The 12,867-nt window shown below is 74.0% G+C and carries 7 protein-coding genes, 1 tRNA gene and 1 pseudogene; 7 read left to right on the top strand and 2 right to left on the bottom strand.

The annotated features are described in order from the left end of the window. Window positions 1-56 precede the first annotated feature (56 nt). The 5 genes and pseudogenes from BA175_RS20275 to BA175_RS29830 form a co-directional block, all read left to right on the top strand. Window positions 57-656, top strand: coding sequence for a DUF4291 domain-containing protein (locus BA175_RS20275; protein ID WP_069172842.1), 600 nt, complete (start codon window positions 57-59; stop codon window positions 654-656). A gap of 124 nt (window positions 657-780) precedes the next feature. After that, complete coding sequence (locus tag BA175_RS20270; protein WP_079159697.1) at window positions 781-3,513, top strand: alpha/beta fold hydrolase; 2,733 nt, start codon at window positions 781-783, stop codon at window positions 3,511-3,513. Next, the gene (locus BA175_RS20265; protein WP_069172841.1) at window positions 3,510-4,397 is read left to right on the top strand and encodes an ABC transporter permease; all 888 of its coding nucleotides are present in this window, start codon (window positions 3,510-3,512) and stop codon (window positions 4,395-4,397) included. Before BA175_RS20270 ends, BA175_RS20265 begins: the two co-directional genes overlap by 4 nt. Before the next feature lie 124 nt (window positions 4,398-4,521). Further along, window positions 4,522-6,102 (top strand): vWA domain-containing protein, encoded by a 1,581-nt coding sequence (locus tag BA175_RS20260; protein ID WP_069172840.1) that lies wholly within the window; start codon window positions 4,522-4,524, stop codon window positions 6,100-6,102. A 672-nt stretch (window positions 6,103-6,774) separates the two neighbouring features. After that, window positions 6,775-6,954: pseudogene (locus tag BA175_RS29830) on the top strand (hypothetical protein); the annotation flags it as partial. Between the two features lie 117 nt (window positions 6,955-7,071). Here BA175_RS29830 and BA175_RS20255 read toward each other — a convergent pair. Further along, complete coding sequence (locus BA175_RS20255) at window positions 7,072-8,358, bottom strand: phosphoribosyltransferase family protein (RefSeq protein ID WP_069172839.1); 1,287 nt, start codon at window positions 8,356-8,358, stop codon at window positions 7,072-7,074. Window positions 8,359-8,684: 326 nt separating this feature from the next. Continuing rightward, a tRNA-Arg gene (locus BA175_RS20250) sits at window positions 8,685-8,757 on the bottom strand. Between the two features lie 317 nt (window positions 8,758-9,074). Here BA175_RS20250 and BA175_RS20245 point away from each other — a divergent pair. Both BA175_RS20245 and BA175_RS20240 read left to right on the top strand, forming a co-directional pair. Further along, complete coding sequence (locus tag BA175_RS20245; protein WP_069172838.1) at window positions 9,075-10,718, top strand: GTPase domain-containing protein; 1,644 nt, start codon at window positions 9,075-9,077, stop codon at window positions 10,716-10,718. Beyond that, a complete protein-coding gene (locus BA175_RS20240) occupies window positions 10,715-12,844 on the top strand; it encodes a GTPase (RefSeq protein WP_069172837.1) in 2,130 nt (709 codons plus the stop codon). The genes BA175_RS20245 and BA175_RS20240 overlap by 4 nt, the downstream gene beginning before the upstream one ends. The last annotated feature ends 23 nt before the right edge of the window (window positions 12,845-12,867 follow it).

Below are 12,867 nucleotides of genomic sequence, written 5' to 3'. Positions count from 1 at the left end.
CCGCGCGGCGGAAAACCCGTGGCCACGGGCGCGCGGCCCGGCCCATCCTGTACGCCATGACCGCATCGCACCACCGGATACGCGCCCGGCACACCGCCACCACGGTCACCGTCTACCAGGCCTATCCGCCCGCCATCGGCCTCCCGGCCGCCCGCGACCAGGCCTTCCCCGCCGCCTGGAGACGCGACCGCATGACCTGGGTCAAACCGAGCTTCCTCTGGATGATGTACCGCTGCGGCTGGGCGACGAAGGAGGGCCAGGAGACCGTCCTGGCCATCGAGATCACCCGCGAGGGCTTCGACTGGGCGCTCGCGCACGCCGAACTGTCCCACTACGCCGCCGGAGTCCACCCCGACCGCACCACGTGGCGACGCAGCCTGCGCCGTGCCCCGGCCCGTGTCCAGTGGGACCCGGAGCGGGACCTGCACCTGAACCCGCTGCCGTACCGCTCCCTCCAGCTCGGCCTGAGCGGTGAGGCCGCGCGCCGGTACGCCGACGAGTGGACCGTCTCCGTACGGGACGTCACCCCGCTGGCCCGGGAGATCCACGCACGGGTGCGGGCCGGCCAGGACGACGCGGCGACCGCGCTGCTCCCGCGGGAGACGCCGTACGACCCGGGCGCACTCAGGTCCGCCCCCCTGGCCGGGCCGGGGTGAACGCACCGCAGCCCCCCGTACCGCGTCCGGAGTACGGGGCGGGTGGACCCTACCTCTGAGGGAGGCCCCGGACCTCACCCCGGGGGCACCCCGGGAGGACGTGTACTCCGTTTAGGGTCGAGTCATGGAGAACCCAACTTCCCGGTGGCGCCGCCGGCTGCCCCGAACGCGCGGCCGGTGGGCCGCGGTCGCCGCCGCCCTCGCCGTGCTCGTGGGGGCGGGTACCTGGACCGCCGTCGCCGACGACGGTGCGCCGGCCGTGCACCGCCAGGACCGGATGATCCGGACGAACGGCGTGTCCGTCGACACCTCCTACTTCACGACCGGGGGCTCGGAGCCCAGGCCCGCCGTCCTCATCGGCCACGGCTTCGGCGGCAGCAAGGACGACGTGCGCGCCCAGGCGAGGAAGCTGGCCGCCGAGGGGTACGCGGTCCTCACCTGGTCGGCCCGCGGTTTCGGGAAGACCACCGGGGAGATCTCGCTCAACGCTCCGGACAGGGAGGTCAAGGACGTCTCCGGGCTCATCGACTGGCTGGCCGAGCGGCCCGAGGTGCGGCTCGACGCGAAGGGCGACCCGCGGGTCGGCGTCACGGGGGCCTCCTACGGCGGCGCGGTGGCGCTGCTCGCCGCCGGGTACGACAAACGGGTCGACGCCGTCGCTCCCGTGATCAGCTACTGGAACCTGGCCGACGCGCTCTTCCCCGACGGGGTGTTCAAAAAGCTCTGGGCCGGAATCTTCGTCACCACCGGCGGCGGCTGCCAGAAGTTCGAGAAGCGGCTCTGCGCGATGTACGAGAGGGTCGCCGTCACCGGGAAGCCGGACGCCGCCGCCCGCGCACTGCTGACGGAACGTTCCCCCGTCGCCGTGGCCGACCGCATCGACGTCCCCGCGCTCATCGTGCAGGGACAGAGCGACTCCCTCTTCCCGCTCGGCCAGGCCGACGCCATGGCCCAGGCCGTCCGCGCCAACGGGGCACCCGTGTCGGTCGACTGGATCGCGGGTGGGCACGACGGCGGGGACATGGAGACCGACCGCGTCCGGAACCGGATCGGTGACTGGTTCGACCGGTACCTGAAGAAGCACGAGGACGCCGACACCGGGCCGGGCTTCCGCGTGACCCGGACCGGCGGTGTCGACTCCACCGACGGCGCCGCCCTGAAGCGCGGCGCGAGCAGCGACTCGTACCCCGGGCTGACCAGCGGCGGACGGAAGATCCCCCTCACCGGCGCCCACCGGCAGCCCGGCCAGGGCGGCGGGCAGGACGCGGCCACCGGCGGCGAGGGCGGCGGACGGAAAGCGCCGGACGGTCTCATCCAGACCTTCCGCAACCCCGCCGGCGCCGCCCCGCCGTCCGTCTCCGCCCTCCCCGGCGTCGGGGGCGGGCTCTCCCAGCTGTCCTCGCTCGGCGTCGGGCTCTCCCTCGACTTCCCCGGGCAGTACGCGAGCTTCGAGTCCGCCCCGCTGGACAGCTCCGTACGCGTCACCGGATCACCCACCGTCACCGTGAACGTGAAGGCGGACCGGGGCGACGCGGTGCTGTTCGGCAAGGTCTACGACGTCTCCCCGGACGGGAAGCGGCAGGTGCTGCCCTCCCAGCTGGTCTCCCCCTACCGGATCACCCCCGCCGAGCAGGGCAAGCCGGTCGAGCTGGCCCTGCCCGCCGTCGACCACGAGGTCGACGCAGGGCACCGGCTCCGTCTGGTCCTCTCCGCGACCGACCTCGCCTACGCCTCACCCGCCGAGCCCGCGACGTACACAGTCACCCTCGGCGGGGCGCTGACCGTGCCCACCGCACCCGGCGTGAAGACCGCGTCGGCCGCCCTGCCCTGGTGGACCTGGGGACTCCCGGCCGCCGCGCTCGTCGTCGCCGCCGCACTCCTGGTCACCGCACGCCGCCGCACCGCGACCCCGGCGCCGGATCCGTCGCTGACCGGCGTACCGCTGCAGATCACCGGCCTGTCGAAGAAGTACTCCAAAGCCTCCGACCGGTACGCGGTTCGGGAGCTGGGCTTCCGGGTCGAGAAGGGGCAGGTCCTCGGACTCCTCGGCCCCAACGGAGCCGGCAAGACCACCACACTGCGCATGCTGATGGGCCTCATCACCCCGGACGCCGGTGAGATCCGCGTCTTCGGGCATGCCATCCGGCCCGGAGCACCGGTGCTGTCCCGGGTGGGTTCCTTCGTCGAGGGCGCCGGCTTCCTGCCGCACCTCTCCGGCCGCGCCAACCTGGAGCTGTACTGGCAGGCCACCGGACGGCCTCCCGGGGACGCGCACCTCGACGAGGCGCTGGAGATCGCGGGACTCGGCGACGCCCTGGCCCGCGCGGTCCGCACCTACTCCCAGGGCATGCGGCAACGGCTCGCCATCGCCCAGGCCATGCTCGGCATGCCCGACCTGCTCATCCTCGACGAGCCGACCAACGGCCTCGACCCGCCCCAGATCCGCGAGATGCGCGACGTGATGATCCGGTACGCGGCCGGCGGCCGCACCGTGATCGTCTCCAGCCACCTGCTCTCCGAGGTCGAGCAGTCCTGCACCCACCTGGTGGTCATGGACCGCGGCAGGCTCGTGCAGGCGGGCCCGGTCGCCGAGATCACCGGCAGCGGCGACATGCTGCTCGTCACCACCGCGGAGGAGGCCACCGGACCGCTCGTGGACAAGGTGGCCGCGCTGCCCGGCATCGGCTCGGCCGTCCGCGTGGACGGCGGCCACGGGCTGCTCGTCCGCCTCGACGGTGCCACCGCCGCCCAACTGGTCGCCGAACTGGTGCGGCTCGACGTGCCGGTGACCGGTGTCGGCCCGCACCGCCGCCTGGAGGACGCCTTCCTCACCCTCATCAACGGAGAGCCCGCATGAGCGCCGCGACCGAGCTCCGAAGCCTCGCCGAAGCCCCCGGCTACCATCCCCGCCGCACCCTTCCGCTGCGCGTCGAGGCGATGCGCCAGTTGCGCAGACGCCGCACCCTGCTCATGGGAGGAGTACTGGCCGCCCTGCCGTTCGTCCTGATCATCGCCTTCGCGATCGGCGGCACCCCCGACGGCGAGGGCGGCGGCGGGGGAGGGGGCTCGCGGATCAACCTCATGGACGTCGCCACGGAGTCCGCCGCCAACTTCGCGGCGACCTGCCTGTTCGTCTCCGCCGGCTTCCTGCTGGTGGTGCCGGTGGCCCTGTTCTGCGGGGACACCGTCGCCTCCGAGGCGAGCTGGTCCTCGCTGCGCTACCTGCTCGCGGCGCCCGTCCCGCGCGCCCGGCTGCTGTGGAGCAAGCTCGTCGTGGCGCTCGGCTTCAGCCTGGCGGCCATGGTGCTGCTGCCGCTCGTCGCCCTGGCCGCCGGAGCCGCCGCGTACGGCTGGGGACCCCTGCGCCTGCCCACCGGCGGCGCGCTCGGCACTGCCGACACCGTGCCGCGCCTCGCCCTCGTCGTCGCCTTCGTCTTCGTCTCCCAACTGGTCACGGCCGGACTCGCGTTCTGGCTGTCGACCAAGACCGACGCACCACTGGGCGCGGTCGGCGGCGCGGTCGGGCTGACCATCGTCGGCAACGTCCTGGACGCCGTCACCGCCCTCGGGTCCTGGCGCGAGTTCCTGCCCGCGCACTGGCAGTTCGCCTGGGCGGACGCCCTCCAGCCGGAGCTCGAATGGGGCGGGATGGTGAAGGGCGCCGCGGTCTCGGTGACGTACGCCCTGATCCTCTTCGCCCTCGCCTTCCGGGGGTTCGGCCGCAAGGACATCGTGTCCTGACGGCGATGCCCCGCGCCGGTGCTGCGCCGTTGCCGCATCGAGACGGATCCGCAACACGTTCGTCCGTTCCTTCCGGGCCTCCCGTACGTCCCATACACAGATGTCGACGACGTGGGGGGTACGGATGGGACGCAGGGCGAGGGCACACCGCGGCGCGCTGGCGCTGCTGCTGGCAGGGGGCATGCTGATCACCGGATGCAGCGCGGGAGGGACGAACGACGAATCCGCCACCGCGCGAGGCGGCGGCGCACGCGGCCCCGTGAGCGGACAGCCCGCCCCCGGCGCCCCCGGCGGCGCCCGGCAGAAGGAGGACGGCGCGCGGGAGGGCGACGCCCGGAAGGCGGCACCGCCCGACTACCTCTCGACCTTCGCGCTGGACGTGGACACCGCGAGCTACGGATACGCGCGCCGCACCCTCGGCGACGGCCGGCTGCCCGAGGCGGACACGGTGCGCCCGGAGGAGTTCGTCAACAGTTTCCGCCAGGGCTACGCGCGGCCGGAGGGCAACGGCTTCTCGGTGAGCGTCGACGGGGCACGGCCCGGCACCGGCGCCGCCGGCTGGTCGCTGGTACGGGTCGGACTGGCCACCGGGGAAGCCGCCGCGACGGGCGAACGCCCGCCCGCCGCACTGACCTTCGTCGTCGACATCTCCGGATCGATGGCCGAACCCGGCCGCCTCGACCTGGTGAGGACGTCGCTGGGCGTCCTCGCCGACGAACTGCGCGACGACGACTCCGTCTCCCTGGTCACCTTCAGCGACGAGGCCGAGACCCGGTTGCCGATGACCCGCCTCCGGGGCAACCGCACCAAGGTCCGGGACGCCATCGAGGAGATGGAACCCGCCGACTCCACGAACGTGGCGGCGGGCGTCACCCGGGGCTACGACGAGGCCGTCAAGGGCCACCGCAAGGGCGCCGCCAACAGGGTCGTCCTGCTCTCCGACGCCCTCGCCAACACCGGCGAGACCGACGCCGACGCGATCCTGGAGCGGATCGGCGACGCACGCGAGGAGTACGGCATCACACTCTTCGGCGTCGGGGTCGGCAGCGACTACGGTGACGCGCTGATGGAGCGGCTCACCGACAGGGGCGACGGAAACACCACCTACATCGGCGACGAGACCCAGGCCAGGAAGGTCTTCGTGGACCAGTTGCCCGCCCACGTCCAACTGCGGGCCCGGGACGCGAAGGCCCAGGTGGCGTTCGACCGCAGGACCGTCCAGCGATTCCGGCTCATCGGTTACGAGAACCGCAAGGTGGCCGACGACGACTTCCGCGACGACGGCGTCGACGGCGGCGAGGTCGGCCCCGGCCACACGGTGACCGCGCTCTACGCCGTACGTCTGCGCGAGGGCGCCTCCGGCCACGTGGCGACGGCTACCGTGCGCTGGCAGGACCCCGGCACCCGCGAGGCGCACGAGGAGACCGGGTCGGTGGAGACCGGAGCGCTCGGCGGCAGGCTCTGGGGCGGTGACAGCCCCCGGCTCCAGGTGGCCGCGGTCGCCGCGTACTTCGCGGACACCCTGCGCGGCGGCGACCTGCCGGGTACCCCGTCCCTCGCCGCACTGGCCTCCCGGGCACGGAGGCTGGCGACCGCCACCGAGGACAGCGCGGTGGCGAAACTCGCCACGGCGATCGAACAGGCCGACCGGCTCAGGAACGGCGCCCGCGAGGAACCCCCGGGCACCGAGGGCGAGATCGGCTGAACCGGGTCTCCGGACCGGCCGGCCCGGCGGAGACCCGGTGACCGCTCCGGCCGGCCGACGAGGTCGACCACCCGGACGTACGGGGCGCTCCCGCCCCTGCGCAGACCGCTGCCCCGGCTGTCCGCGACAGCCGGGGCAGCGGTCTGCGCGGCAGTCTCCCGGGGCGTGCTCCGCACGTCCCGCCCGCCCGGCGACGTGGCACGCACGCGCCGCGTCGCCCCGGAACAGCCCTTAGGCCCGATACCGGTGTTTCAGGTGACAGTTTGGCGGCTGCCGGTTGCTTTGGTGGGTGGGACGAGTGCGATTGCCCTGGTGGGTGGTTGGGGTGGGTTGCGGTGGTGGGTGCGTTTGAGGTGCCAGTTACTCATCTTGCGTTTGATGACGCGGGGGTTGGAGCGTTGTCTGCGGGGTGGGAGAAGTCGTTCCAGCAGCTCACGGGCGGTGTGGGTCAAGGCTCGGCTGAGTCGAGAGGGAGGAAGTGCCGCCTGGTCGGTGACGTGTCGGCGGGCGATGCGAAGGGTGCGGGTGAAAGACAGCCGGTCGGGGCCGAGGCCGGCTTGGTGAGCTGTGCGGTGCATAACGTCCCGTAATGCGTGATGCACAAGGAGGAACCGTAGATTTCCTGCTCGACGCCATCGGGATACTGCGATCTCAGGACCAGCTGACGGCCACGACGTCGGTCCGTACCTGCGCGCGGGCGCCAACACCATCGAGGTGGAGGTCGCCACGACCCTCCTCAACCGGCTGCGGGTCAGCAACGCGCCCGTCTTCGGGGTGGCGCAGCGGCAGAAGTACGGACTGGTCGGACCGGTCCGGCTCGTTCCGTACGGGCGGGCGGTGGCCGGCCGCTGACGGTGGCGGCGGGAGTGTGGCGCCGGGCCGGAAGTACCGCGGGAGGCCATGGGCTTCGGCCCGCGGTGCCCGGCTCGCGGCCGCCCGCCGGTCTGTCGCAGGCGTCCGGCGCCGGCCCTACCCGGCCTGCCGCACCAGATGACCGGTGAACCAGTCCCTCGCCAGGTCGGCGACCCGGTCCAGGGTGCCCGGCTCCTCGAAGAGGTGGGTGGCGCCCGGCACGATCTCCAGCCGGTTCTCGCAGTACAGCGCCGCCTGGGCCTGCCGGTTGAGGTCGATCACCGTGGTGTCGGCGCCGCCCACGATGAGCAGCGTCGGCGCCCGTACCAAGGACAGGTCCGCCCCGGCCAGGTCGGGGCGCCCGCCTCGGGAGACCACGGCGCCGACGCCCGAGTCGGGCGCGGCGGCTGCCCGCAGCGCGGCCGCCGCCCCTGTGCTCGCCCCGAAGGAGCCGACCGGGAGGGAGACCCGGCCCCGCAGCCAGTGGGTGGCGTCCGCCAGCCGTCCGGCGAGCAGGCCGATGTCGAAGACGTTGGCGCGGTCGGCCTCCTCGCCGGGCGTGAGGAGATCGAGGAGGAGGGTGCCCAGGCCCGCCCGGTTCAGGGCGGACGCCACGGCGCGGTTGCGCGGACTGTGACGGCTGCTGCCGGAGCCGTGGGCGAACACCACGACGGCCCCGGCGTCCGCGGGTAGTGCGAGATCCCCGACCAGGCCGGTCGGGCCGGAGACGACCTCCACCTCCTCGGCGGACACGGCCGGGAAGCCGTCGCCCTTCCGGGCGCGGGCCAGCAGGGAGACGACCTCTTCGTCGGTGGTCTGGGAGAAGTCCCGGTACCACTCCCCGACGGCCGAGAACAGGTTCGGCGTGGACAGGCACACCACCTCGTCCACGTCGTCCCGCAGCCGGGCGACCGCGTCGGGCGAGGCCACCGGTACGGCGAGGACGACGTACGCGGCGCCCTGCGCCCGTACCACCCGGCAGGCGGCTCTGGCGGTCGCCCCGGTGGCGATCCCGTCGTCCACCACGACCACCGCGCGGCCCGTGAGCGGGAGACGCGGGCGGCCCTCCCGGTAGGCGTGCGCACGCCGTACGAGTTCCGCCTCCTCGGTCCGCTCGACGGAGGTGAGGTCCTCCGCCCGTACCCCGGCGTGGCGGACGATCTCGTCGCTGATGACGCGGACCCCGCCCTCACCGATGGCGCCGAAGCCGAGCTCGGGGTGGTAGGGGACCCCGAGCTTGCGGACCACGGCCACATCCAGCGGGGCGTCGAGCTCCCGTGCCACCTCGTACGCCACCGGGACGCCGCCACGCGGCAGTCCCAGGACGACGGGATCGCGCTGCCTCAGGTGGCGCAGCGCCTCGGCGAGCTGCCGTCCGGCGTCCGTGCGGTCGGTGAACAGCACAGTGGTTCGCCTCCAAGCGGGCGACGGCATCCGTTCCGCGGCCCGGCGTCCGGAATCTCTCCCTTTCCCAGGGTCGCACCTCGGTCGGGGCCGCGGCGAGGCGACGGAATCCGCCGGCGTCCTCCGCCTCGCCCCACCCGCCGACGGCGTCGTGCTCGCCGCGGTCCCGCAGGGCCCGCACCTGCGGCCGGTGCCCGGCATGCGCCTCGTGCGGTCGGCGGGGGGCGGTGGCGGCCGCGATGATTCCCGGATCGCCGTCGAGTGGGTACGAGAGTGCCCCGTACGCCTTCTCAGGCGACCACTGGCCTCTGACCTACATGAATGTGCGCCCCCGGCAGGACTCGAACCTGCGGCCAAGCGCTTAGAAGGCGCCTGCTCTATCCACTGAGCTACGGGGGCCGGTGTCGGCCTCTGTGGTCCGGAGGGCACTGGATCGAGCCATCCGGGACCTTGCCGGGACAAGGATAGGGCTCAGATCGCCTCGTCCCGCTTGCTTCACCTGCGTGGCACGATGTGTAGGTTCGGTGAAGCGAACCGATAATCGCAGTTAGGTGCGCTTCATGCACCGCTTTTCGCGCCTCGGGCGCCGGGTGTTGTGCACTCGTTATGCCTGCGCCCCGCTCGTCCCCTCTGTCCCCCGGGTGGATCCGCCGCGCAGAGAGGGCTATACGCTTCAAAAAGCCTTCAAAATTGGGCATTCTTCCCATGTGGTCACCATGGATGTACGGCCCCAGCTCATCGACGCACTTTCCGCCCTGCGCGACCGTGTCGCTGCCGTGCGTCTTCCCCTCCCGCTGCCGGGGGCCGCCCGGGCCCGGCAGACCAGGACCGAACTGCTCGCCCAGCTCGACGACTACCTCGTTCCGCGCCTCAAGGACCCCGAAGCGCCGGTGCTCGCCGTGATCGGCGGTTCCACCGGTGCCGGCAAGTCGACGCTCGTCAACTCGCTCGTGGGCTGCCGGGTCAGTGAGGCCGGTGTGCTGCGCCCGACGACGCGGACGCCGGTACTCGTCTGCCACCCCGACGACCACCACTGGTTCGCAGGTGTCCGGGTCCTGCCCCAGCTGACCCGGATCTGGCTTCCTCCGGGGCAGGTCCCGGACCCGGACGGGCTGGACCACCTGGGGGCGGACGGGGACCAGGACGGCACCGTACTGCGCGTGGAGACCGCCGCGACGCTGCCCCGGGGGCTCGCGCTCCTGGACGCCCCCGACATCGACTCACTCGTCGTGGGCAACCGGGTCCTGGCCGCCGAACTCATCTGCGCGGCCGACGTGTGGGTCATGGTCACCACCGCTTCCCGGTACGCCGACGCGGTCCCGTGGCACATGCTCCGTACCGCCAAGGAGTACGACGCCTCCCTCGTCACCGTTCTGGACCGGGTGCCGCACCAGGTGATCGCCGAGGTGTCACGGCAGTACGCGGCGCTGCTCACCCGGGCCGGACTCGGCGACGTGCCCCGGTTCACCATCCCCGAACTGCCCGAGTCCGCGGGCGGCGGCAGCGGGCTGCTCCCCACCACGGCCGTCGCCCCGCTGCGCGCCTGGCTCACCCACCGGGCGCAGGACCCGGCGGCCCGTCAGCAGGCCGTGGGCCGCACCGCGTCGGGAGTCATCGGCTCACTCGACATGCGGCTGCCCGAACTCGCGGGGGCCGTGGCCGCGCAGTACGCGGCGGCCGTGCGGCTGACCGGCGTGGTGGAGGAGGCCTACACGAAGGAGTCGTCCCGCGTCCGCCGGCGGTTGCAGAGCGGCGCCGTACTCGCCGGTGGAGCCCGCACCCGGTGGCGCGGATACCCGCTCTACAGCACGGCCGGTGAACTGCTGGACGCCCTCGTGGAGAGCCTCGCCGCACTGCTCCAGTGCGCCGTCGCCGCCGCCGACGAACAGATCCGCACCGCCTGGCGGCGGGACCCCGCGGCGGGTGACTTCCGGTTCGAGGGCGCGGGCCGGGAGGCCGGGGGATGGGGGCCGACCGAGGACGTCCAGGGCCGGATCGCCATGGCCGTACGGCGTTGGCGGCGCGTCCTGGAGGAACTGGCCGAAGAGGAGGTGCGGCAGATGGAGCGCAACGCCGCGCCCGACGCCGAAACGGTCGCCGCGCTGCTGGCCGCCGCCCTGCTCGGGGGACGCCGGGCCCGTGGCGCCGGGGAGCAGCTCGCCGAACGGATCGGCGCCCACGGCGCGTTGCGGCTGCGCGACAAGGGCGGGGCATTGCTGACCAGCTATCTGGAGCAGGTCCTGCACGGTGAGCGCGACCGGCGGCTCGCCCCGCTCGACGCGCTGGAGATCGCCCCCGAGCCGCAGGCCGAACTCATCGCCGCGCTCTCCCTACTGCAGAAGGCGAGGTGGCAGCGTTGACTGCCCTCACGGACAAGGATCGCGGCCAGGGGCCGGGACCGGAGCGCGGAAAGGCCGAGGCGGCGGAGGCGGCCGAGGCGTGGCGCTGGGACGACGGGCTCATCGCGCGGCGCGCCGCCGAGGCCCTGCCCGAGGACGACCGGTCGGAACAGCGGCCGACCCGCGACGACGCCCCTCCCCAGGCCGAGGCGTACGGGCTGCCGGGCGGCGCCCTGGGGCCGAGGGTCGACGCGCTGCGCGAACTGGTCGGGCTCTCCCGCGCCAGGCTCGAGGGGGACACGCTCGCCGAGGCGGGGCGGGTGCTCGACGAGGCGTCGGCCCGCCGCCGGCTCTCCTCCCGGCACACGGTCGTCGCCGTCGCGGGGGCCACCGGGAGTGGGAAGTCCACGCTCTTCAACGCGCTCGCGGGCGCGCAGATCTCCGAGACCGGGCTGCGCCGGCCGACGACGTCCGCGCCGATCGCCTGCAGCTGGACGGACGGTGCCGCCGGGCTGCTGGACCGGCTGGCCATCCCCGGCCGCCTGCGGCGCAGGCCGGTCCCGGGCAGCGCGCAGGCCGACGAGGCGCTGCGGGGACTCGTCCTCGTGGACCTCCCGGACCACGACTCCGCCGCCACCGGCCACCGGGACCAGGTGGACCGGGTGCTGGCCCTGGTCGATGCGGTGATCTGGGTCGTCGACCCGGAGAAGTACGCCGACGCGACCCTGCACGAACGCTATCTGCGCCCGCTGGCCGGGCACGCGGAGGTCACCTTCGTCGTCCTCAACCAGATCGACCGGCTCCCCGGCGAGGCGGCCGATCTCGTCCTGGACGATCTGCGCAGGCTGCTCGACGAGGACGGCATGGCGGTGGGGGAGCACGGAGAGCCGGGCGCCACGGTCATGTCCCTGTCCGCCCTCACCGGTGAGGGCCTCGCCGACCTGCGGGAACTGCTGGGCAAGCTGGTGCAGGACCGCTCGGCGGCGGCGCTCCGGCTCTCCGCCGACGTGGACGCGGCGGCCGCGCGGCTGCGGCCCGTGTACGTCGCCGAGGGGCGTCCCGGACTCGGTGAGCGGTCCCGTGAGGAGTTCACCGACCGGCTGGCGGAGGCCGTCGGCGCGGCGGCGGCCGGACAGGCGGCCGAGCGCGAGTGGCGCAGGAACGCCGGGCGGGCCTGTGGGACCCCGTGGCTGCGGCTGTGGCGCTGGTACCGGTCCACCCGGCAGCTCGGCGGCCTGGACCTGATGGCGCAGGTGCTCGCGCCGCCCGCGGAGGAGGAGCTCACCGCCCGGCAGCGGGTGGAGCAGGCCGTGCGGATGCTGGCGGACGACGCGGTCGAGGGACTGCCCGCCCCGTGGGCCCAGGCCGTGCGCGAGGCGGCGGTGAACGGCGCGCGAGGGCTGCCGGAGGCACTGGACGCCCTCTCCCGGAACGCCGGGTCGCAGTCCGGCGGGGGGAGCCGGGGCCGTACGGGGAGCCGGGGTGCCGGTCCGGCCGCCTCGGAGGGCGCGAACGGCTCCGGACGTGCAGAGTCTTCCGCGGGCCCGGGGACGGTACGCACCGGGGACGGGGGACGCGGCGCGGCGGGTACGGGGGCGACCTCGGGGTCAGCGGGCAGAGGCAGGAGCGCGCGAACGGCGGGCAGGGGCAGGACCACGGCTGCGGGCCGGCCCGCCGGTCCGGCCGAGGCCGCGGCAGAGGGTGCGCCCCCGGGAGCGGCCGGGGCCGACGGCCGGGCGGGTACGTCCACCGCGGGGCCGGTCGGCGGCCGGGCCGGCCGGCCGCCCCGCCCCGCCTGGTGGCCCGCGGCAGTGCTGGCACAGGCCTCCATGTCGCTGCTTCAGCTCTTCGGCGGCCTCTGGCTGCTCGGCCAGATCGTCGGTGTGCTCGAACCCGGTCTGGTCACCCCGGCCCTGCTCATGCTGGCCGGCGTCCTCGGCGGGCCGCTCGTGGAATGGTCCTGCGTCGCCGCCGCCCGCGGACCCGCGCGCCGGTACGGGCAGGAGGCGGAGCGGCGGCTGCGCGAGGCGGCCGCGGGCTGCGGCCGGGCCAGGGTCCTCGACCCGGTCGCCGCGGAACTGGCCCGGTACCGGGAAGTGCGGGAGCGGTACGTGGCGGTGACGGAGTTGTCCACAACCGGCCGGTAATCCACAGGCCCGGCGGAATTCCG

This window comes from Streptomyces griseus (assembly GCF_001715295.1).
In the GTDB taxonomy this organism is placed as follows: domain Bacteria; phylum Actinomycetota; class Actinomycetes; order Streptomycetales; family Streptomycetaceae; genus Streptomyces; species Streptomyces griseus_G.
The sequence above is the reverse complement of the archived record's forward strand: the minus strand, read 5'-3'. Positions and strand labels throughout refer to the sequence as shown.